The organism is Streptomyces sp. NBC_01320 (assembly GCF_035974375.1).
In the GTDB taxonomy this organism is placed as follows: domain Bacteria; phylum Actinomycetota; class Actinomycetes; order Streptomycetales; family Streptomycetaceae; genus Streptomyces; species Streptomyces yanii.
In genome coordinates, this window is the sequence record NZ_CP108390.1 from 8,263,791 (window position 1) to 8,284,446 (window position 20,656).

The following is a 20,656-nucleotide window of genomic DNA, read 5'->3' on the forward strand; positions in this document are numbered from 1 at the left end:
CGGTCAAGCGTAATGGCCGCGCGACCCGCCGTGGTCGGCCCGGTACCGCAAAGGCATCCCGGACGCCACCTCGAGGCGTACCCCGTCCCGCGCGTCCAGGAACTGGCCGAGCGCATCGTCGGAGACCAGCGACCACGGGAACGACGTCGCATGGGGCCCGATCAGCCGGAACTGTTCCAGCGCCTCGTCCCAGCGACCCCGGACGACCAGCACGTACGCCAGCAGATTGCGGACCTCGGCCGGCCACGGATCGCCCGGCTCATACGTGGCGGACAGCGCGATCGCCAGATCTGCGGCCCGGTCGATCCGCTCCTCCAGCACCGATGTGGTCCGTGTCTCGGGGCCTGCGATCAGGAGCGCGAACGCGGCCCGCACCGGCAGGGCCTGCACCAGTGAGCTGGGCAGCGAGTCCTCCGCGGCCTGTTCGGCGAAGTCGAAGCACTCGCGGTGCGAGCCGTACCAGGCGGCGGACAGGTACTGCAGCGCCGCGACATGGCAGCCGTAGTGGTGCGAGGAGCGCCGGACGGCCTGCTCCCACAGCGCCTCGAAGGCGGCGTGCGGGGCATGCGTGCCGCGGGCGTGGTCGAGTGCGAGCCGCCAGGGCACCGGATCGCGCGGATCGCTCTCGGCCGCCGCGGTGATCAGTGGTGCCACGTCGCGCAGCTGCTCGGCGCGGGCCGGCGACTCCCAGGCCCGCCGGACCGCCAGTTCGGCCTTGACGAGCAGCGCGTCCGGGTCGTGCGGGGCGGCGGCGAGCCAGTCGGCCAGCCAGCTGTCGCGGTGGCGGGCGAAGGTGACGAGCCGGCCGAGGTAACGGTCGCGGTTCTCCCACTCGGCGGCGTCCCGGGTGGTGGCGAGGAGCTTGGCGGCCGGCTCGTACTCCCCGAGGGCGGCGGCGACGAGCGCGGGGGAGAGCCGTTCGTCGGGGGCGTCGAGCAGCACCGCATCGTCCGCGGGCAGTCCGGCGGACAGCTGCGGCGCGTGCCGGATCATGCGCGCGGTACGAAGCAGGGCGCGAAGGAATGACATGGTGCAGACCATTGAAAAGCGCTGGTCGAGGCGGCGCCAGAGGGGCGCTGTGAAGCTTTGGTGCTGAGTACATGGGTTGCCCCGAGGAGCGTCAATAAAGAGTAAAGGATGAGGCGGGATCTGGCTTGATTATTTTGCTCCGGAGGTCGGTATCCGTGCTGGTCGGCCGAGGGAGACCGGTCGGCGTCGTGTCCGCCGGGCCCTTGCCTGCGGGCAGCGGGCCGCCCGTCCCGGCCGTGCCGGTCAGCCGCGGCGCAGCAGCCGGGACGCGCCCGCCGCCACCGTCGTGGCCAATATCCACCCCAGCAGCACCAGCCCGGCCGCCGCCCACTGCCAGCCGCCCTCCATCCGCCAGTACCCGTCCTGTCCGAGGTTGATCACGGGCACCAGCAGATCCAGCGCGTACAGCGCCGCGTTCCATTCCGGGTGCTCGTCCCGTTTGATCGCCGCCGGTTCGTACTGCGAGAAGGCCACCGCCCCGGCCGCCCACAGCACCGCCATCCACACCGCCGCCCGCCCGGGCCGGTAGCCGTACGCCACCGTCCAGTCCTGCAGGATCCCCCACAACTTCGCGGCGGGCGGCAGCGTCTCGCGCCGGCGCCGCTGCTTGGCGAGCAGCACCTCGCGGGCGTCCGCGTCCTCCCCGCAGTTGCGCAGCACCGTCGCCAGCCGTTCGTACGGCTCGGGTACGTACTCGGGGGTCGCCGCCGCCAGCCACTCCAGGCGGCGGGAGAGCGGGAAGTGCCCGTACGGGACGAGGCTCTCGTAGACGAAACCGCCCATCGCGAGACCGCCGGGCCCCGGCCAGCTGGTCGACACGTCGATCAGCGTGACGACCTTCGCGCCGTTGAGCACGACCCGGCCCTCCTCCGGGCGCTCCGCGTTGAACCGCAGCTCCGGGGCGACGATCCGGCGCAGCGACAGCTCCTCGCGGGGCGCCAGCACGAACCTGGCCTTGTGCAGGTCGACCGCGTCACCGAACCGCCCGTCGTCCAGCCGCACCCCGCCGCGGCACTCGAAGACCTGCGCCCGGGTGCCGTGTGCCGGGGCCTGAGCCATGACGATGCCGTACGGGGGAGTGGTGCCCGGGTTCCCCGTGTCGACGCTGACCCATGCCTCGGTCATGTACAAGGTCCGCTCCACCGTCAGCTGCGGGGCGTTCAGTGCGCGCCGGCCACGCCCCGCCCGCAGCCGGCTGCCGCGCAGACTCAGCGAACCGCCGACCTTCGCGCCGCGCAGACTCAGCTCGCCACGCGTCTCGACCATCTCCGCCTGCAGGTCCTGCGCGACCGTCAGACCGTCCCCGGCGAGCGCGCGGCCCTGCCGGTCGGCCCCGAGCTCGATCTGGTTGAGCAGGAGATCGGTGCCGATATGGGCGTCGGTGAGCCGGATCCCGCGCTCGATCCGGCAGCGTGGCAGATGCAGATCGCCCTCGGTGCGCAGCCGCGCCGCCTCCAGCCGCGGCACCGCGCAGCCGACCATCCGCAACGTCGTGAAGTGACACTCCGGCAGGACCACCTCCTCCTCGAAGCGGCAGCCCGTCAGTTCCACGTACGGAGCGACACGCCCGCCCGCGAGATCGAGCGTCCCGGTGATCCGTATCCCCCGGAGCTTCAGCGCGGCGACCCGTCCGGGCCGGGCGGGCGGCCCGCTCAGCAGCAGCCGGGCGACGACACGGGCGTCCACACTGCGCTCGGCGCCCCAGACCGTCGGCGCGAACGGGTCGTCCCGCATCGGGTCGCGGGCGCGCAGATCGTAGGTGCTGCCGTTCCGGAAGGCCTGCCACATGCCCAGTTCCGACGTGCTGAGGCTGTCCGGGATCTCGCTGTCCTGCGGTTCGGTCACCGGGGCCCCTTCCGCTTGCAGCTGTTATTCCCTCTGTGTTCCCTCTGGGTGACGGCGTGAACGCTCGTGGTCAGTAGTGGCCGGGAGTAGTCGGCCGTGACGGCCGGGTCATGTATCAGCCAGTGATACGGGCGAACTGCCGCCGGAGGCGGTCTGAGAGAATTGGGGTGTGATTTCTCGAATCGATCTGCGCGGCGATGCCCTCCCCGAGGGTGGCGACCTGCGCGACCTGCTGCCCCGAGCCGAGTTCGACGTGGAAGCCGCACTGGAGACGGTGCGCCCCATCTGCGAGGACGTACGCCATCGTGGCTCAGCGGCAGTGATCGAGTGGGGGGAGAAGTTCGACGGCGTACGGCTCGACTCGATCCGGGTCCCGGCCGCGGCCCTCTCCGAGGCGCTGGACCGGCTCGACCCCGCCGTACGGGCCGCCCTGGAGGAGTCGATCCGCCGTGCCCGTCTCGTCCACCACGAGCAGCGCCGCACGACCCACACCACGCAGGTCGTCCCCGGCGGCACCGTGACCGAGAAGTGGGTGCCCGTCGAGCGCGTCGGCCTGTATGTGCCGGGCGGGCGCTCCGTCTACCCGTCGTCCGTGGTCATGAATGTCGTCCCGGCGCAGGAGGCGGGTGTCGAGGGCATCGCCGTCGCCTCCCCGCCGCAGAAGGCGTTCGGCGGTCTGCCGCACCCCACCATCCTCGCCGCCTGCGCCCTCCTCGGCGTCGACGAGGTGTACGCCGCCGGTGGTGCCCAGGCCGTCGCGATGTTTGCGTACGGAACGGCCGAATGCCTCCCGGTGAACCTCGTCACCGGTCCCGGCAACATCTACGTGGCCGCCGCCAAGCGCCTCCTCAAGGGCCGCATCGGCATCGACGCCGAGGCCGGACCCACCGAGATCGCGATCCTCGCCGACTCCACCGCCGACCCGGTGCACGTCGCCGCCGATCTGATCAGCCAGGCCGAGCACGACCCGATGGCCGCCGCCGTCCTCGTCACCGACTCCGAGGAACTGGCCGCTGCCACCGAGGCCGAGCTGAAGCCGCAGATCGCCGCCACCAAGCACATCACGGACCGGATCGAGCCCGCGCTGGCCGGCCGTCAGTCCGCGATCGTCCTGGTCAACGATCTGGAGGACGGCCTCAAGGTCGTCGACGCGTACGCCGCCGAGCACTTGGAGATCCAGACCGCCGACGCCGCAGCCGTCGCCGACCGGGTCCGCAACGCCGGAGCGATCTTCGTCGGCCCGTGGTCCCCGGTCTCTCTCGGCGACTACTGCGCCGGCTCCAACCACGTCCTGCCCACCGGTGGCTGTGCCTGCCACTCCTCGGGCCTGTCCGTGCAGTCCTTTCTGCGCGGTATCCACATCGTCGACTACACGCGCGACGCGCTCGCCGAGGTCACCCACCATGTCGTGACCCTCGCCGAGGCGGAGGACCTCCCCGCCCACGGCGCCGCTCTCAAGGCCCGTTTCGCCGAAGGCGAACTGGACGAGCACAGTGGCTGGAAGGTTCCGCAGCAGTGACGAACAGCAACACCACCCGTATCGACGACCTGCCGATCCGGGACGAGCTCCGTGGTCAGTCCCCGTACGGCGCGCCCCAACTCGACGTGGCCGTGCGGCTGAACACCAACGAGAACCCGTACCCGCTCCCCGAGGCGCTCGTCGCCCGTATCGCCGAGCGCGTCCGCGAGGCCGCCCGCGACCTCAACCGCTACCCCGACCGGGACGCCGTCGAGCTCCGTACCGAACTGGCCCGCTACCTCACCCGCACCGCCGGGCACGCGGTCGGTCTCGCCAACGTCTGGGCGGCCAACGGCTCCAACGAGGTGCTGCAGCAGTTGCTGCAGACCTTCGGCGGCCCCGGACGCACCGCGATCGGCTTCGAGCCCTCGTACTCGATGCACGCTCTCATCGCGCGCGGCACCGGCACAGGCTGGATCTCCGGACCGCGCAAGGACGACTTCACGATCGATGTCGACGCGGCCTGCGAGGCCATCGCCGAGCAGCGCCCGGACGTCGTCTTCATCACCTCGCCCAACAACCCCACGGGCACCGCGGTCGACGCCGCCACCGTCCTCGCGCTGTACGACGCCGCCCAGGCCGCCAGGCCCTCGATGGTCGTCGTCGACGAGGCGTACGGCGAATTCAGCCACCACCCCTCGCTCCTCCCGCTGATCGAGGGCCGGCCGAACATGGTGCTCTCGCGCACCATGTCGAAGGCGTTCGGCGCCGCCGGACTGCGCCTCGGCTATCTCGCCGCCGACCCGGCCGTCGTGGACGCCGTCCAACTGGTGCGGCTGCCCTACCACCTGTCCTCCGTCACCCAGGCCACGGCACTCGCCGCCCTGGAGCACACCGAGACGCTCCTCGGATACGTCGCGCAGCTCAAGAGCGAGCGCGACCGGATCGTCACCGAACTGCGCGCCCTCGGCTTCGACGTGACGGACTCGGACGCCAACTTCGTCCAGTTCGGCCGCTTCGCCGACAGCCACACCGCCTGGCAGCAGATCCTCGACCGGGGCGTCCTGGTCCGGGACAACGGCGTACCGGGATGGCTGCGGGTCTCCGCAGGAACCCCGGCAGAGAACGACGCGTTCCTCGATGCGGTACGCGAACTCAAGAAGGAGCACGACGGATGAGCCCCCGCGTAGGCCGCGTGGAACGCACCACCAAGGAAACGTCGGTGCTTGTCGAGGTCAACCTCGACGGCACCGGAAAGGTCGACGTGTCGACCGGGGTCGGCTTCTACGACCACATGCTCGACCAGCTCGGCCGCCACGGCCTCTTCGACCTCACGGTCAAGACCGAGGGCGACCTGCACATCGACACGCACCACACGATCGAGGACACCGCCCTGGCCCTCGGCGCCGCCTTCAAGCAGGCGCTCGGCGACAAGGTCGGCATCTACCGCTTCGGCAACTGCACCGTCCCGCTGGACGAGTCGCTCGCCCAGGTCACCGTCGACCTCTCCGGCCGCCCCTACCTGGTGCACACCGAGCCGGAGAACATCGCGCCGATGATCGGCTCGTACGACACCACGATGACCCGGCACATCCTGGAGTCCTTCGTCGCCCAGGCACAGATCGCCCTGCACGTCCAGGTCCCGTACGGCCGCAACGCCCACCACATCGTGGAGTGCCAGTTCAAGGCGCTCGCCCGCGCCCTGCGGTACGCCTGTGAGCACGACCCGCGAGCTGCCGGAATTCTTCCTTCCACGAAGGGCGCGCTGTGACCGGCCTCAACACCGTTCTGATCGTCCTCGGCCTCTTCCTGGCCGGTGGCGTCTACTCCTTCTCGAAGCAGAAGATGCCCAAGGGCGTCATCGTGCTGCTCGGGATCGCATCCGTGATGTGCCTGGTCGCAGGTGTCATGCGGATCCAGGGACTCTGGGACTGAGGGAGCGACCTGTGAGTGAGAAGAAGAAGGTCGTCGTCTTCGACTACGGCTTCGGCAACGTCCGTTCAGCCGAGCGCGCCCTCGCCCACGTCGGCGCGGACGTCGAGATCACCCGCGACTTCGACCGGGCGATGAACGCCGACGGGCTGCTGGTGCCCGGCGTCGGCGCGTTCTCCGCCTGCATGGAGGGGCTGAAGAAGGCCCGCGGCGACTGGGTCATCGGCCGCAGGCTCTCCGGCGGCCGGCCCGTGATGGGCATCTGCGTCGGTATGCAGATCCTCTTCGAGCGTGGCATCGAGCACGGCGTGGAGACGGAGGGCCTCGACGAGTGGCCCGGCACCGTCGCCCCGCTGAAGGCCCCGGTCGTCCCGCACATGGGCTGGAACACCGTGCGGTCCCCCGAGGACTCCGAGCTCTTCGCCGGTCTCGACCCCGAGTCCCGGTTCTACTTCGTGCACTCGTACGCGGTGCACGACTGGAGCCTCGAAGTCACGAACGCCAGGATCAGGGCCCCGCGGGTCACCTGGGCCACCCACGGTGAGCCGTTCGTCGCCGCCGTGGAGAACGGCGCCCTGTGGGCCACCCAGTTCCACCCCGAGAAGTCCGGCGATGCCGGCGCCCAGCTGCTGACCAACTGGATCGGAACACTCTGATGTCCACCACGCTTGAGCTCCTCCCCGCCGTCGACGTCCGCGACGGCCAGGCCGTCCGTCTCGTGCACGGCGAGTCCGGCTCCGAGACCTCGTACGGCGACCCCCTGCAGGCCGCCCTCGCCTGGCAGAAGGCGGGCGCCGAGTGGCTGCATCTCGTCGACCTGGACGCCGCGTTCGGCACCGGTGACAACCGGGCGCAGATCGCCGAGGTCGCCCGCTCCATGGACATCAAGGTCGAGCTGTCCGGCGGCATCCGTGACGACGCCTCGCTCGCCGCCGCCCTCGCCACCGGCTGCACCCGGGTCAACCTCGGCACCGCCGCCCTGGAGACCCCCGAGTGGGTCGCCAAGGTCATCGTCGAGCACGGCGACAAGATCGCCGTCGGCCTCGACGTCCGCGGTACGACGCTCCGCGGCCGCGGCTGGACCCGCGACGGCGGCGACCTCTACGAGACCCTCGCCCGCCTCGACTCCGAGGGCTGTGCCCGCTACGTCGTCACCGACATCGCCAAGGACGGCACGCTCCAGGGCCCCAACCTGGAGCTCCTGAAGAACGTCTGCGCCGCCACCGACAAGCCGGTCGTCGCCTCCGGCGGCGTCTCCTCGCTGGACGACCTGCGGGCGATCGCCTCGCTCGTGCCGGACGGTGTCGAGGGCGCGATCGTCGGCAAGGCGCTGTACGCGAAGGCGTTCACCCTCGAAGAGGCGCTGCAGGTGGTCTCCGGATGACCGACTCCGTCAACCGCATCTCCTCCGGCGCACCCTGGGAGGACAAGTTCGGCTACTCCCGCGCGGTGCAGTTGCCGAACGGGCTGGTCCTGGTCGCCGGCTGCACGTCGGTCGTCAACGGACAGATCTCCGCGGGCGGCCCGTACGAGCAGGCCGTCGTCTCCTTCAACGTCGCCTTCGACGCACTGAAGCAGGTGGGGCTGGGCCGCGAGGACGTCGTCCGTACCCGGATGTACATCACGCACGCCCGGGACGTGGACGAGGTCGGCCGCGCCCACAAGGAGCTGTTCGATGACGTCCGCCCCGCCGCCTCCATGATCATCGTCTCCGGTTTCGTCGACCCCAGCCTGGTCGTCGAGGTCGAGATCGAGGCCTACCGGGAAGGTGCGCAATGAGTCTCGCGGTACGAGTCATCCCGTGCCTGGACGTCGACAACGGCCGGGTCGTCAAGGGTGTCAACTTCCAGAACCTGCGCGACGCGGGTGACCCCGTCGAGATGGCCAAGCTGTACGACGCAGAGGGCGCCGACGAGCTGACCTTCCTCGACATCACCGCGTCCAGCGGCGACCGGGAGACGACCTACGACGTGGTGCGCCGCACCGCGGAGCAGGTTTTCATCCCGCTCACCGTCGGCGGCGGTGTCCGTACCGCCGACGACGTCGACAAGCTGCTGAGGGCCGGCGCCGACAAGGTCGGCGTCAACACCGCGGCGATCGCCCGCCCGGACCTCATCCGGGAGATCGCCGAGCGGTTCGGCCGACAGGTCCTCGTGCTGTCCGTGGACGCCCGGCGTACCCCCGCGGGCACCTTCGAGGTCACCACGCACGGCGGCCGCAAGGGCACCGGCATCGACGCCGTCGAGTGGGCGCACCGGGCCGCCGAGTTGGGCGCGGGCGAGATCCTGCTCAACTCGATGGACGCCGACGGCACGAAGGACGGCTACGACACCGAGATGATCGCGGCGGTCCGCACTCATGTCACCGTCCCCGTCATCGCCTCCGGCGGCGCGGGCCGGCTCGCGCACTTCGCACCGGCCATCGCGGCAGGCGCCGACGCGGTGCTCGCCGCGTCCGTCTTCCACTTCGGCGATCTGCGGATCTCCGAGGTCAAGGGCGCTCTCAGGGAGGCCGGACACCCGGTCCGCTGACCGCAGTACTCCATCGATCGCCGGACGAGCCGTTGTGGCCCGTCCGGCGATCGGCGTTCTGCGGGCCGTCCCCTCACGGCATCAGGGTGGTATCCGAGATCCCGCAAATTTTATTGCACAAAAAAGATTGTGCAAGTTTTCTTTTCTGTCTACGGTGAGGGCATGGCAAGCAACGAATCTCGCCGGATCTCGGACCTGGAGACCCTGAAGGCGTTCGGGCACCCCCTGCGGATGAAGCTCTACCGGGCGCTCTACATCTCCCGTAAGGCCACCGCCTCCCAGCTCGCCGAGCAGGTCGACGAGGCGGTCTCGCTGGTCAGTTACCACCTGCGCAAGCTCGCCGACCACGGCCTGATCGAGGAGGCCGAGCAGCAGGGCAAGGACGGCCGCGAGCGCTGGTGGCAGCCGGCCTCGAAGGGGCTGAACTTCCATGCCGAGGATTTCAGTGACGCGCCCGAGAAGGTCGCCACGCATACCGCCATCGGTCGGCTCTCGTTCGACCAGCACGTCGAGCTGTACCGCAGCTACATCGACTCGGCCCAGAGCTGGCCACTGGAGTGGCGCAGCGCCGCCTTCGGCTCCGAGTACCTGGCCCGGCTCACCGCCGACGAACTTGCCGCGCTCAGCCGTGAGGTGCACGAACTGATCGACCAGTACGAAGAACTCGGCCGCGCCCGCGACGAGGCCGGGGACACGGAAGGCCGCGAGAACGTCGCCATGCACCTGTACGCATTCCCGTTCCGCACCTGAGTCGCCGCCCCGGGAGGACGACCCTCATGACCGTCACCGTCACGGCCCCGAAAGCACCCGAACGCCCAGCCCACCGCGACGGCAACGTCCTGCGCTGGCTCGGCGCCTACGCCGCGTCGATGATCGGCGACAGCGTCTACTACATGGCGCTCGCCTGGTCCGCCGCCCGCACCGGCAGCGCCACCCAGGCCGGACTCGTGCTCGCCGTCGGCTCCATACCCCGGGCCCTGCTGATGCTCGGCGGGGGAGTGCTCGCCGACCGGCTCGGCCCGCGCCGCGTCGTCATCGGAAGCGACGCCGCCCGCTGTCTGGTCGTGCTGGGCCTGGCGGGCGCGCTGCTGTTCACCTCGCCCGCCGTGTGGATGCTGGTCGCCGTCGCGCTCGTCTTCGGTGTGGTCGACGCGCTCTTCCTGCCCGCCGTCGGCGCCCTGCCGCCCCGGATCACCGCCGCCGGACAGCTGGCCCGCGTCCAGGGACTGCGCGGACTCGCCTCCCGTGTCGCCAATGTCGTCGGAGCCCCGCTCGGTGGCGCCGCAGTGGCTTTCGGCGGCCCGACCCTCGCGTTCGCCGCGGCCGGGGTGCTCTTCGCCGTGTCGCTGCCGTTGCTCCTTGCCCTGCGGATCAGCCCGCTGCCCGCAGTGGAAGCCGGTGAACCGTCCGGCACCGCCTGGCACGACCTGACCGACGGGCTGCGCCACATCCGCCGCCACCCGGTGCTCGGACCGCTCATGCTCACCGTGGCCCTCAGCGAGCTGGGCTTCACCGGGCCGTTCAACCTCGGCCTGGTCCTGCTCGCCGGGCAGCGCGGCTGGGGGGCGTCCGGCATGGGATGGATCGTCGCCGCGTTCGGGATCGGAGCCGGTGCGTCGGCGCTGCTGCTCGCGGTGCGCGGCCGGGTGCCACGGGCCGGTCTCGTCATGTGCCTGACGGTACTGGTCGGCGCACTCGCCACAGCCGTCCTGGCCTTTGCCCCCTCGGTGGGCCTCGCCGCCGCGGTCGCCGTCTGCGTCGGGCTCTTCGCCGGACTCGGCGGCGCCCTGTGCGGCGCCCTGATCCAGACCGTCACCGACCCTGCCTACCTGGGCCGGGTCACCTCGGTCTCGACGCTCTTCACCCACGCGATCGCCCCGCTCAGCTACCCGGTCACGGGAGCCGCCGTCGCCGCCTGGGGGACGGGCCCGGTCTTCGTCACCAGCGCGGTGGTGTGCGCGGCCGGGGCGACGACCGGTCTGGCCTTCACCCGGCTGCGCCGCGCGGAACTGCCGCACTGACATCGGGCGGCGGGCCGCGCGTACGACAGGCCGGCCACCGGAGGCCGCGCGCCCCGTCGTCCTACATGCCGAGCTCCGCCGTCCGCAGCCGGGCGATCGCCTCCTTGTCGCCCTCGACCTCCACCCTGGCCGCGTCCTGCCGCCCGGACGCGAACAGCAGCAGTTCGCCGGGCTCGCCGGTGACCGTCACCACTGGAGTGCCCTTGTGCGCCACCGCGGTCTGCCCGTCCGGGCGGCGCAGCACAAGACCCACCGGCGCCTTGCGCCCCATCAGCCGCGCCGCCTTCTCCATGCGCGACCAGAGCGCATCGGCGAAGACCGGGTCCAGCTCCCGCTGCGACCAGTCGGGCTGCGCCCGGCGCACATCCTCGGCGTGGATGTAGAACTCCACCGTGTTGGCCGCCTCGTCCACCTGCTTCAGCCCGAACGGCGACATCCGGGGCGGTCCCGTACGGATCAGCTGGATGAGTTCCTCGTACGGCTTCTCGGCGAACTCGGCCTGCACCCGTTCGAGCCGGTTCTTCAGCGGGCCCAGCAGCACTCCGGCCGCCGCGTCCGGTCGGCGCTCGCGCACCACGACATGGGCAGCCAGGTCCCGGGCCGTCCAGCCCTGACACAGGGTGGCGGCTTCGGGGCCCGCCGCCTCCAACAGGTCGGCAAGCAGAAGTCGTTCGCGCTTCGCATGGGTCGACATGCTCGCCAGCGTACGACCGGGTCCCGCGGTCCGCCCAGTGGACGCCTCACGGAACCGCCCTCGCGACCACGGCAGAATGGGACCCATGACCAGCATGCCCGCGCCCAGCACCCCGCCCGCCAGCAGCCTGGACCCCGCCATCGCCGCCCGCCTCAAGCGCGGCGTCGACGGACTGGTCCCGGCCATCGCCCAGCAGTACGACACCGGCGAGGTGCTCATGCTCGGCTGGATGGACGACGAGGCCCTGCACCGCACCCTGACCACCGGCCGCTGCACCTACTGGTCGCGCAGCCGCCAGGAGTACTGGGTCAAGGGCGACACCTCGGGCCACATCCAGGTGGTCAAGTCCGTCGCCCTCGACTGCGACGCGGACACCGTTCTCGTCAAGGTCGACCAGACGGGTGCCGCCTGTCACACCGGTGACCGGACCTGCTTCGACGCAGACGTACTCCTGCTGGGGCAGTAGGGTCAGCCGCCATGGATCTTGAGACCTTCCGCAAGCTGGCCGCCGACCGGCGTGTCATCCCCGTCAGCCGCCGACTCCTCGCGGACGGCGACACCCCGGTCGCGCTCTACCGCAAGCTCGCGGGCGAGCGCACCGGCACGTTCCTCCTCGAATCCGCGGAGAACGGCCGCACCTGGTCCCGCTACTCCTTCATCGGCGTCCGCAGCGCCGCCACCCTCACCGTCCGCGACGGGCAGGCGCACTGGCTCGGCACTCCGCCCGTCGGCGTCCCCGTCGACGGGGATCCGCTGGACGCCCTGCGCGCCACCGTCGAGGCCCTGCACACCCCGCGCGACCTGCACTCCGGCATGCCGCCGTTCACCGGCGGCATGGTCGGCTATCTCGGTTACGACATCGTGCGCCGACTGGAGCGGATCGGCGAGCACGGAGGCGACGACCTGCAACTCCCCGAGCTGACGATGCTCCTCACCTCGGACCTCGCCGTCCTCGACCACTGGGACGGCAGCGTCCTGCTGATCGCCAACGCGATCAACCACAACGACCTGGAGACCGGGGTCGACGAGGCGTACGCCGACGCCGTCGCCCGGCTCGACGCCATGGAGGCGGACCTCTCCCGTCCGGTCGAGAGCGCCCCCGCCGCCCTGCCGCCGTCCGAGCTCCCGCCGTACACCGCGCTCTGGGGCGGCCAGGCCTTCCGGGACGCCGTCGTCGACGTGAAGGAGCGCATCAGGGCCGGCGAGGCGTTCCAGGTCGTCCCGTCCCAGCGCTTCGAGACCCCGTGCACGGCAAGCGCGCTGGACGTCTACCGGGTGCTGCGCGCGACCAACCCGTCGCCGTACATGTACCTCTTCCGGTTCGACGGCTTCGATGTCGCGGGCTCCAGCCCCGAAGCCCTCGTCAAGGTCGAGGACGGGCGCGCGATGGTCCACCCGATCGCCGGGACCCGGCCCCGCGGCGCCACCCCGCAGGAGGACCAGGCACTCGCCGACGAGCTCCTCGCCGACCCGAAGGAACGCGCCGAGCACCTGATGCTCGTCGACCTCGGCCGCAACGACCTGGGACGGGTCTGCGTGCCCGGCAGCGTCGAGGTCGTCGACTTCATGTCGATCGAGCGGTACTCGCACGTGATGCACATCGTCTCCACGGTCACCGGCCGCGTCGCCGAAGGCCGTACCGCCTTCGACGTCCTGACCGCATGCTTCCCGGCCGGGACTCTCTCCGGCGCCCCCAAGCCGCGGGCCATGCAGATCATCGAGGAGCTCGAACCCACCCGCCGCGGACTGTACGGAGGCTGCGTCGGCTACCTCGACTTCGCCGGGGACTCCGACACCGCGATCGCGATCCGTACGGCTCTGCTGCGCGACGGCACCGCGTACGTCCAGGCCGGAGCGGGAATCGTGGCCGACTCGGACCCGGTCGCCGAGGACGCCGAATGCCGCAACAAGGCCGCCGCGGTCCTGCGCGCCGTCCATACCGCCAACCGCCTCCGCGAAAGCTGACCGGGTAAGGGATAGTGGGGTACGTGAGTGCTGTCCCCGTACCCCAGCCCCGTGCCCGAGCCGCCACCGCGCCCGACGCCACGGGAAGCCGCCGCAGCCTGGCCGCCGGCCTGCTTCTCGGGGCGGCCGGTGCCACCGTCGTCCTCCTCGCCTCCAGCCAGACGTGGGCCGAGGGCAAGGCCGCCGTCGGCGGTGGCTCCCTGCCTCTGACCGCCGACGGCCAGGACGTCACCGGACTCCCGGCGGCTCTCGCGATCGTCGGCCTGGCCGCCCTCGTCGCCGTCTTCGCCGTCCGCAGCACCGGCCGCCTGCTCGTCGCCGGGCTGCTCGCCCTCAGCGGCCTCGGTGCCGCACTGAGCGCCTACCTCGGCGCCTCCGACAGCGCGGCCCTCAACGAGAAGGCGGCGCAGACCACCGGCGACACCTCCGCCACCATCGACGCCCTCAGCCACACCGCCTGGCCGTACGTCACCGCCGCCGGCGGGCTGCTGATCCTCATCGCAGGGCTGCTCGCCCTGCGGTACGGGAAGCTCTGGCCGACCATGTCGGGCCGGTACGAACGCGACGGCACTCCGCGCCCCCGCAAGGCCCCCCGCACCGCCCCGGACCCGGACCGGCCCGAGGACCTGTGGAAGGCCCTGGACCGCGGCGAGGACCCGACGCACTGAAGGACCTCCCGGCGCGAGCGGGGCGTGACCGGGGGGACACACCCCGGGTACGACCCCCAACTGACGTCGTACCCGTCCGTACGGGACAATGGCGGTGAGCTTTCTGCACAGCGGCAGCACAGCGCCACCAGCTTTGCGTACAGCGATACAGCGATACCCACAGCGAAACACCAACGAGGAGCAACTCATGGCGGGCAGCAGCCACGGACACACCCCGGCCGCCTGGACCGGTGTCATCATCTCGTTCATCGGCTTCTGCGTCGCAGGCGTCTTCATGGTCGCGGCCAACCCGCTCGGCTTCTGGGCCGGTTTCGCGGTCATCCTCATCGGCGGAGCCGTCGGTTTCGCGATGAAGGCCGCCGGACTCGGCATGCCGAAGGAGTCGGCCGAGATGGCCGCCGCCCGGGCGCGAGCCGGGCAGGCCCAGGTGTCGTCCTGACGCCGGTCGGAACATCGTGAAAGGCGCAGCCCGGGCCGGGCTGCGCCTTTCCGCGTGAGCGGGGACAATCGCCGGGTGGACGCCTCGCCTTCTCCCGCAGCCGCACCGGGCCCGCCCGGTCAACAGCCCGCGCCGGTCGTCGTGCCGGCGCCCGGTCACCCCGCGTCGGCCTTCCCGCCGGCACCTGTGCCGGCGTCACCCTTCCGGCGGCTCGTCACCCCGGTGGCGGTCATGGCGGCCGTGATCGGGGCCTTCGGCTACGTCGGCGCCGTCGACCCCAATCAGCCGGGCCACTACCCGGTCTGCCCGATGCTGCAGGTCACCGGCCTGTTCTGCCCCGGCTGCGGTGGGCTGCGCAGCGCCCACGCCGTTGCCCACGGCGATATCGCCGCCGCCTTGGGCTCCAACGCCCTCGCCGTCGTCGGCTACGCGATCTTCGCCGCCGTCTGGGTGGTCTGGATGGTCCGCGCGAGCAGAGGAATGCCCGTACGGATCAACCTCGCACCGGCCTACTGGTGGGGGATCGGCGCCGTGCTGCTGATCTTCACCGTCGTTCGGAATCTGCCGTTCGGATCAGTACTGGCGCCATGAATGCCCAGCTAATGGGACATTCGGCGGCCGGATGCGGGCCCGCGGCCTTCCTACGGATACCATCGAGATGGCTGATCCTGTTCCCTCATCACCGTCCCGGAAGGGGGCCGCTCGCGTGAGTGTGCTCGACGAGATCATCGACGGCGTCCGCGCCGACCTCGCAGAGCGGCAGGCGCGTGTCAGCCTCGACGAGCTCAAGGAACGCGCCGCGCGCGCTCCGGCGGCCAAGGACGGAGTCGCCGCCCTGCGCGGCGAGGGCGTGACCGTCATCTGCGAGGTCAAGCGCTCCAGCCCCTCCAAGGGGGCCCTGGCCGCGATCGCCGACCCGGCCGCGCTCGCCGCGGACTACGAGGCCGGTGGCGCGTCCGTCATCTCCGTCCTCACCGAGGAGCGCCGCTTCGGCGGTTCGCTCGCCGACCTGGAAGCCGTCCGCGCCAAGGTCGACATCCCGATCCTGCGCAAGGACTTCATCGTCACCTCGTACCAGCTCTGGGAGGCCCGCGCCTACGGCGCCGACCTCGCCCTGCTGATCGTCGCCGCCCTCGACCAGGAGGCCCTCGTCTCCCTGATCGAGCGTGCCGAGTCCATCGGCCTCACGCCGCTGGTCGAGGCGCACGACGAGGAGGAGGCGGAGCGCGCCGTCGACGCCGGAGCGAAGATCATCGGTGTCAACGCGCGCAATCTGAAGGACCTCAAGGTCGACCGCTCCACCTTCGAGCGTGTCGCCCCCGAGATCCCCGCGGGCATCGTCAAGGTCGCCGAGTCCGGCGTCCGCGGCCCGCACGACCTCATCGCCTACGCAAACGCCGGCGCCGACGCCGTACTCGTCGGCGAGTCCCTGGTCACCGGCCGCGACCCGCGGGCCGCTGTCGCCGACCTGGTCGCCGCGGGCGCCCACCCGGCCCTGCGGCACGGACGGGGCTGACCCGCACCATGTCCGCCGACCGTCCCCTGCCCCGCACCCGGCCGCGCCTGCGCCTGGCCATGGTGACGGCTGCCCGGGACCCGCACGCGCCGCTGGCGCGCGGCTGCCGCCCCCGCGGCTGCCGCGCCCCCGCGCGCCGCGTGCACGGACGGCGGGTGCGGTATGTGATCGGCGACGAGCCCGGCCAGGTCAACGGCATGCGATGGCGCACGGGGACCGCGCTGTAGCGAGCCCTGGCCGACGTACTCGCACCACCCTCTCGTACGTACGACCGCACCGTCCGACCGTCCCCGGTCGCGGCGGCGCTCTGCTGACGGCGCATACGGTGAACCCACCCGTTGCCATGACGAGGAGCACGTCGGATGTCATCTGACTTCTTCATTCCGGACCCCGAGGGTCTGATCCCCAGCGCCGAGGGCTACTTCGGCGCGTTCGGCGGCAAGTTCATCCCGGAGGCGCTGGTCGCCGCCGTGGACGAGGTCGCCGTCGAGTACGACAAGGCGAAGGCCGACCCGGCCTTCGCCGCCGAGCTCAATGAGCTCATGGTCAACTACACCGGCCGGCCCAGTGCACTGACCGAGGTGCCGCGCTTCGCCGAGCACGCGGGCGGAGCCCGGATCTTCCTCAAGCGCGAGGACCTGAACCACACCGGCTCGCACAAGATCAACAACGTGCTGGGTCAGGCGCTGCTCACCAAGCGCATGGGCAAGACCCGGGTCATCGCCGAGACCGGCGCCGGCCAGCACGGCGTCGCCACCGCGACCGCCTGCGCCCTCTTCGGCCTCGAATGCACCATCTACATGGGTGAGATCGACACCGAGCGGCAGGCGCTGAACGTGGCGCGGATGCGGATGCTCGGCGCCGAGGTCGTCGCCGTGAAATCCGGCTCCCGCACGCTCAAGGACGCCATCAACGAGGCGTTCCGCGACTGGGTCGCCAATGTGGACCGCACGCACTACCTCTTCGGTACGGTCGCGGGCCCGCACCCCTTCCCGGCGATGGTCCGCGACTTCCACCGCGTCATCGGCGTCGAGGCCCGACGGCAGGTCCTGGAACGGACCGGCCGGCTGCCGGACGCCGCGATCGCCTGTGTCGGCGGCGGCTCCAACGCCATCGGCCTGTTCCACGCCTTCATCCCGGACGCGCACGTGCGGCTGATCGGCTGCGAGCCCGCCGGACACGGCGTGGAGACCGGCGAGCACGCGGCGACCCTGACCGCGGGCGAGCCCGGCATCCTGCACGGCTCACGCAGTTACGTCCTCCAGGACGACGAGGGCCAGATCACCGAGCCCTACTCCATCTCGGCCGGTCTGGACTACCCGGGCATCGGCCCGGAGCACTCGTACCTCAAGGACATCGGTCGCGGCGAGTACCGCGCGGTCACCGACGGTGCCGCCATGCAGGCGCTGCTGCTGCTCTCCCGCACCGAAGGGATCATTCCGGCCATCGAGAGCGCCCACGCGCTGGCCGGAGCCCTGGAGGTCGGCAAGGAGTTCGGCAAGGACGGGCTGCTCGTGGTCAACCTGTCCGGCCGCGGCGACAAGGACATGGACACGGCGGCCCGCTACTTCGGGCTGTACGACGCGGACGCGACCGTCGAGGCGGACGCGGGGAACGGCGACGCCGAGATCGAGGAGGACGCCAAGTGAGTGGCAACATCGAGCTGTTGAGCGCCGCTCTCGCCGGCGCCAAGGCGGAGGACCGTGCCGCGCTCATCGCCTACCTGCCGGCCGGGTTCCCGACGGTCGACGGCGGCATCGAGGCCGTGAAGGCCGTCGTCGCCGGTGGCGCCGATGTCGTCGAGGTGGGCCTGCCGCACAGCGACCCCGTGCTCGACGGGCCGGTCATCCAGACCGCCGACGACATCGCTCTGCGCGGCGGCGTGAAGATCGCCGACGTGATGCGTACGGTCCGCGAGGCGTACGAGGCGACCGGCGCCCCGATCCTTGTCATGACGTACTGGAACCCCATCGACCGGTACGGCATCGAGCGGTTCACCGCTGAGCTCGCCGAGGCGGGCGGCGCCGGGTGCATCCTGCCCGACCTGCCGGTCCAGGAGTCCTCGGCGTGGCGCGAGCACGCCGACAAGCACGGTCTCGCGACCGTCTTCGTCGTCGCACCGAGCAGCAAGGACGAGCGCCTCACCACCATCACCGCGGCCGGCTCCGGCTTCGTCTACGCGGCCTCGCTGATGGGGGTCACCGGCACCCGCGAATCGGTCGGAGAGCAGGCCCAGGACCTGGTCCGGCGCACCCGCGCCACGACCGAGCTCCCGGTCTGCGTCGGCCTCGGCGTCTCCAACGCCCAGCAGGCCGCCGAGGTCGCCGTCTTCGCCGACGGAGTGATCGTCGGCTCCGCCTTCGTCAAGCGGATCCTGGACGCCCCCGACGAGGCGTCCGGTCTCGCCGCGGTCCGCTCATTGGCGGGCGAACTGGCCGAAGGCGTTCGAAAGCGCTGACATCGGGTGTAATCCATCCGGGTGGACCTGGGGCCGGGGAGGCACGCACGTGCCTCCCCGGTTCGTTGCTGCGGGTGTGAGTGAGAACAACCAAGAGGGAAAAAGGGCCGCGCGCGACCGGCTCATTCAGCAGCGTGAGCAGGAGAAGGCGCGCGAGCGCCGCCGGCGCACGCTGATCGTCTCCACCGCTGTGGTGGGTGTGCTGGCGCTGGCCGCCGTCATCGGCGTGATCGCCGCGAATTCGGGGGGCAAGGGCAACAAGGCGAGCAAGTCGGGGCCGGCCGTCGCACCGTCGGGCGCGACGGGCAAGGACAGCCTGGCCATCCAGGTGGGCGCGCACGGCGCCCCGTCCACGCTGACGGTCTGGGAGGACTTCCGCTGCCCGGTCTGTGGCCAGTTCGAGAATGCGTTCCGGGACACGATCCACGAGCTGGAGAACACCGGACAGCTCAAGGTCCTGTACCACCTGGTCACGCTCATCGACGGCAATCTCGGTGGCAGCGGATCGCTGGACGCGGCCAATGCAGCCGCCTGCGCACAGGACGTCGGGAAGTTCTCCGCGTACCACGACGTCCTGTACCGCAATCAGCCGCCGGAGACCGACGACGCCTTTGGCAAGAGCAGCAAGCTGATCGAGCTGGCGGGCAAGGTCGAGGGCCTCGACACGCCCGACTTCCGCAGCTGCGTGGAGGACGGCACGCACAACACCTGGGTCCAGAAGTCCCACACCGCCTTCCAGAACGGCGGATTCCAGGGCACGCCGACCGCGCTCCTCAACGGCGAATCGATCTTCCCGAAGAAGGGGAACGAACCGATCACCGTGGCGAACCTGAAGAAGTGGGTCGCCGAGGCGAACAAGGGCAAGCAGCCGGGGAAGGTCACCCCGGCGCCCTCCGGTTCCTGAGTCACCCCGTTGACGTGGGCTGCGAGCCGGCCGGGACGGGGAATCGATGACCGGCTCGTTACCCAGAAGTTGTCGGGCGGGTTGCCGCACCTCCCGTCCGGCAGGGTAGCGTCGACCCTGTCATGGACCTTGCCTACATTCCCAGCCCGTCGACCGGCGTGATCAATCTCGGCCCGATCCCGCTTCGCGGCTACGCGTTCTGCATCATCATCGGTGTGTTTGTCGCCGTCTGGTTCGGCAACAAGCGCTGGATCGCCCGGGGCGGCAGAGCCGGCACGGTGGCCGACATCGCCGTCTGGGCCGTGCCCTTCGGTCTCGTCGGCGGCCGGCTCTACCACGTCATCACCGACTACCAGCTGTATTTCAGCGACGGTGAGAACTGGGTCGACGCCTTCAAGATCTGGCAGGGAGGTCTCGGTATCTGGGGCGCGATCGCGCTCGGCGCGGTCGGCGCCTGGATCGGCTGCCGTCGTCGAGGGATCCCGCTGCCCGCCTGGGCCGACGCGCTCGCCCCCGGCATCGCCATCGCCCAGGCGTTCGGCCGCTGGGGCAACTGGTTCAACCAGGAGCTGTACGGCAAGCCGACGGATCTGCCGTGGGCACTGAAGATCAGCGAAGGTCCCAACCGGGTCGCCGGAACGTACCACCCGACGTTCCTGTACGAGTCGCTGTGGTGCGTGGGCGTCGCCCTGCTGGTGATCTGGGCCGACCGCCGCTTCAAGCTCGGACACGGGCGGGCATTCGCGCTGTACGTCGCGGCGTACTGCACGGGTCGCGCCTGGATCGAGTACATGCGGGTCGACGAGGCGCACCACATCCTGGGCCTGCGCCTGAATGTGTGGACCGCGATCATCATGTTCGTGCTGGCCGTGACGTACATCGTGATCTCGGCGAAGGTACGGCCGGGGCGCGAGGAGGTCGTCGAGCCGGGAGCGGCCGAGGACGTCGAGGGCATCGAGCCCGCGGCGCCCGACGCGGATGCCGCCGCTGACACGGACCGTGACGGCGACGCCGTCGGCGATGCGCAGGCGCCCGATGCGGAGGCGCCCGATACGGAGGCGCCGGAGAAGAACGGCACCGCAGAAGCAGCGAAGAACGCCTGACACCACCCATTTGTACGAGAGGCCCCGAACCAAACGGCTCGGGGCCTTTCGCTGTCCCCCACCGAGGTCTCGGCCCCCGGCCCCCGCTTCCC

24 protein-coding genes are annotated in these 20,656 nt (G+C 71.0%); 21 read left to right on the plus strand and 3 right to left on the minus strand.

Annotated elements, in window-relative coordinates:
• Window positions 1–3 precede the first annotated feature (3 nt).
• Together OG395_RS37590 and OG395_RS37595 are read right to left on the minus strand one after the other, a co-directional pair.
• Window positions 4–1,041 (minus strand): hypothetical protein, encoded by a 1,038-nt coding sequence (locus OG395_RS37590; protein WP_327246920.1) that lies wholly within the window; start codon window positions 1,039–1,041, stop codon window positions 4–6.
• Window positions 1,042–1,272: 231 nt separating this feature from the next.
• Window positions 1,273–2,874: an oxidoreductase gene (locus OG395_RS37595; RefSeq protein ID WP_327246921.1), complete on the minus strand. Its 1,602-nt coding sequence runs from the start codon at window positions 2,872–2,874 to the stop codon at window positions 1,273–1,275.
• 169 nt (window positions 2,875–3,043) lie between these two features.
• Here OG395_RS37595 and hisD point away from each other — a divergent pair, with 169 nt between their 5' ends.
• The 10 genes from hisD (at window position 3,044) to OG395_RS37645 (ending at window position 10,817) form a co-directional block, all read left to right on the plus strand.
• The gene (gene hisD / locus OG395_RS37600; protein WP_327246922.1) at window positions 3,044–4,393 is read left to right on the plus strand and encodes a histidinol dehydrogenase; all 1,350 of its coding nucleotides are present in this window, start codon (window positions 3,044–3,046) and stop codon (window positions 4,391–4,393) included.
• Complete coding sequence (locus OG395_RS37605) at window positions 4,390–5,511, plus strand: histidinol-phosphate transaminase (protein WP_327246923.1); 1,122 nt, start codon at window positions 4,390–4,392, stop codon at window positions 5,509–5,511. Before hisD ends, OG395_RS37605 begins: the two co-directional genes overlap by 4 nt.
• On the plus strand, window positions 5,508–6,104 hold the full coding sequence (hisB, locus tag OG395_RS37610; RefSeq protein ID WP_327246924.1) for an imidazoleglycerol-phosphate dehydratase HisB: 597 nt from the start codon (window positions 5,508–5,510) through the stop codon (window positions 6,102–6,104). The genes OG395_RS37605 and hisB overlap by 4 nt, the downstream gene beginning before the upstream one ends.
• Window positions 6,101–6,268 carry a hypothetical protein gene (locus OG395_RS37615; protein ID WP_266986719.1) on the plus strand — a complete coding sequence of 56 codons (168 nt, stop codon included), beginning with the start codon at window positions 6,101–6,103 and terminating at the stop codon, window positions 6,266–6,268. Before hisB ends, OG395_RS37615 begins: the two co-directional genes overlap by 4 nt.
• A gap of 11 nt (window positions 6,269–6,279) precedes the next feature.
• Window positions 6,280–6,921: an imidazole glycerol phosphate synthase subunit HisH gene (hisH, locus tag OG395_RS37620; RefSeq protein WP_327246925.1), complete on the plus strand. Its 642-nt coding sequence runs from the start codon at window positions 6,280–6,282 to the stop codon at window positions 6,919–6,921.
• A complete protein-coding gene (gene priA / locus OG395_RS37625) occupies window positions 6,921–7,649 on the plus strand; it encodes a bifunctional 1-(5-phosphoribosyl)-5-((5-phosphoribosylamino)methylideneamino)imidazole-4-carboxamide isomerase/phosphoribosylanthranilate isomerase PriA (protein WP_327246926.1) in 729 nt (242 codons plus the stop codon). The genes hisH and priA overlap by 1 nt, the downstream gene beginning before the upstream one ends.
• A complete protein-coding gene (locus OG395_RS37630; protein ID WP_266986725.1) occupies window positions 7,646–8,044 on the plus strand; it encodes a RidA family protein in 399 nt (132 codons plus the stop codon). Before priA ends, OG395_RS37630 begins: the two co-directional genes overlap by 4 nt.
• Complete coding sequence (gene hisF / locus OG395_RS37635; RefSeq protein WP_327246927.1) at window positions 8,041–8,796, plus strand: imidazole glycerol phosphate synthase subunit HisF; 756 nt, start codon at window positions 8,041–8,043, stop codon at window positions 8,794–8,796. Before OG395_RS37630 ends, hisF begins: the two co-directional genes overlap by 4 nt.
• 162 nt (window positions 8,797–8,958) lie before the next feature.
• Window positions 8,959–9,546: an ArsR/SmtB family transcription factor gene (locus OG395_RS37640; protein WP_327246928.1), complete on the plus strand. Its 588-nt coding sequence runs from the start codon at window positions 8,959–8,961 to the stop codon at window positions 9,544–9,546.
• 26 nt (window positions 9,547–9,572) lie between these two features.
• Window positions 9,573–10,817 (plus strand): MFS transporter, encoded by a 1,245-nt coding sequence (locus OG395_RS37645; RefSeq protein WP_327246929.1) that lies wholly within the window; start codon window positions 9,573–9,575, stop codon window positions 10,815–10,817.
• Between the two features lie 61 nt (window positions 10,818–10,878).
• On the opposite strand, the gene OG395_RS37650 is transcribed toward OG395_RS37645, so the two are convergent.
• Window positions 10,879–11,511: a TIGR03085 family metal-binding protein gene (locus OG395_RS37650; RefSeq protein WP_327246930.1), complete on the minus strand. Its 633-nt coding sequence runs from the start codon at window positions 11,509–11,511 to the stop codon at window positions 10,879–10,881.
• An 85-nt stretch (window positions 11,512–11,596) separates the two neighbouring features.
• Between OG395_RS37650 and hisI the strand changes: the two genes are divergently transcribed.
• The 11 genes from hisI to lgt all read left to right on the plus strand — a co-directional run bounded on the left by hisI (window position 11,597) and on the right by lgt (window position 20,564).
• Complete coding sequence (hisI, locus tag OG395_RS37655) at window positions 11,597–11,977, plus strand: phosphoribosyl-AMP cyclohydrolase (RefSeq protein WP_327246931.1); 381 nt, start codon at window positions 11,597–11,599, stop codon at window positions 11,975–11,977.
• Between the two features lie 11 nt (window positions 11,978–11,988).
• Window positions 11,989–13,476, plus strand: coding sequence for an anthranilate synthase component I (locus OG395_RS37660; RefSeq protein ID WP_327246932.1), 1,488 nt, complete (start codon window positions 11,989–11,991; stop codon window positions 13,474–13,476).
• Window positions 13,477–13,490: 14 nt separating this feature from the next.
• A complete protein-coding gene (locus tag OG395_RS37665) occupies window positions 13,491–14,144 on the plus strand; it encodes a TIGR02234 family membrane protein (protein ID WP_327246933.1) in 654 nt (217 codons plus the stop codon).
• A 187-nt stretch (window positions 14,145–14,331) separates the two neighbouring features.
• Window positions 14,332–14,583, plus strand: coding sequence for an HGxxPAAW family protein (locus tag OG395_RS37670; protein ID WP_327246934.1), 252 nt, complete (start codon window positions 14,332–14,334; stop codon window positions 14,581–14,583).
• A gap of 75 nt (window positions 14,584–14,658) precedes the next feature.
• Window positions 14,659–15,174, plus strand: coding sequence for a DUF2752 domain-containing protein (locus tag OG395_RS37675; protein WP_442818785.1), 516 nt, complete (start codon window positions 14,659–14,661; stop codon window positions 15,172–15,174).
• Between the two features lie 115 nt (window positions 15,175–15,289).
• Window positions 15,290–16,099, plus strand: a complete 810-nt coding sequence (gene trpC / locus OG395_RS37680; protein WP_266986745.1) for an indole-3-glycerol phosphate synthase TrpC — start codon at window positions 15,290–15,292, stop codon at window positions 16,097–16,099.
• Window positions 16,100–16,107: 8 nt separating this feature from the next.
• Window positions 16,108–16,326, plus strand: a complete 219-nt coding sequence (gene trpM, locus OG395_RS37685) for a tryptophan biosynthesis modulator TrpM (RefSeq protein WP_266986747.1) — start codon at window positions 16,108–16,110, stop codon at window positions 16,324–16,326.
• A gap of 135 nt (window positions 16,327–16,461) precedes the next feature.
• Entirely contained in the window at window positions 16,462–17,748 is a 1,287-nt protein-coding gene (trpB, locus tag OG395_RS37690) for a tryptophan synthase subunit beta (RefSeq protein WP_327246935.1), read from the plus strand.
• Complete coding sequence (gene trpA / locus OG395_RS37695) at window positions 17,745–18,557, plus strand: tryptophan synthase subunit alpha (protein WP_327246936.1); 813 nt, start codon at window positions 17,745–17,747, stop codon at window positions 18,555–18,557. The genes trpB and trpA overlap by 4 nt, the downstream gene beginning before the upstream one ends.
• 76 nt (window positions 18,558–18,633) lie before the next feature.
• Window positions 18,634–19,461 (plus strand): DsbA family protein, encoded by an 828-nt coding sequence (locus OG395_RS37700; protein ID WP_327246937.1) that lies wholly within the window; start codon window positions 18,634–18,636, stop codon window positions 19,459–19,461.
• Between the two features lie 122 nt (window positions 19,462–19,583).
• On the plus strand, window positions 19,584–20,564 hold the full coding sequence (gene lgt, locus OG395_RS37705; protein WP_327246938.1) for a prolipoprotein diacylglyceryl transferase: 981 nt from the start codon (window positions 19,584–19,586) through the stop codon (window positions 20,562–20,564).
• The last annotated feature ends 92 nt before the right edge of the window (window positions 20,565–20,656 follow it).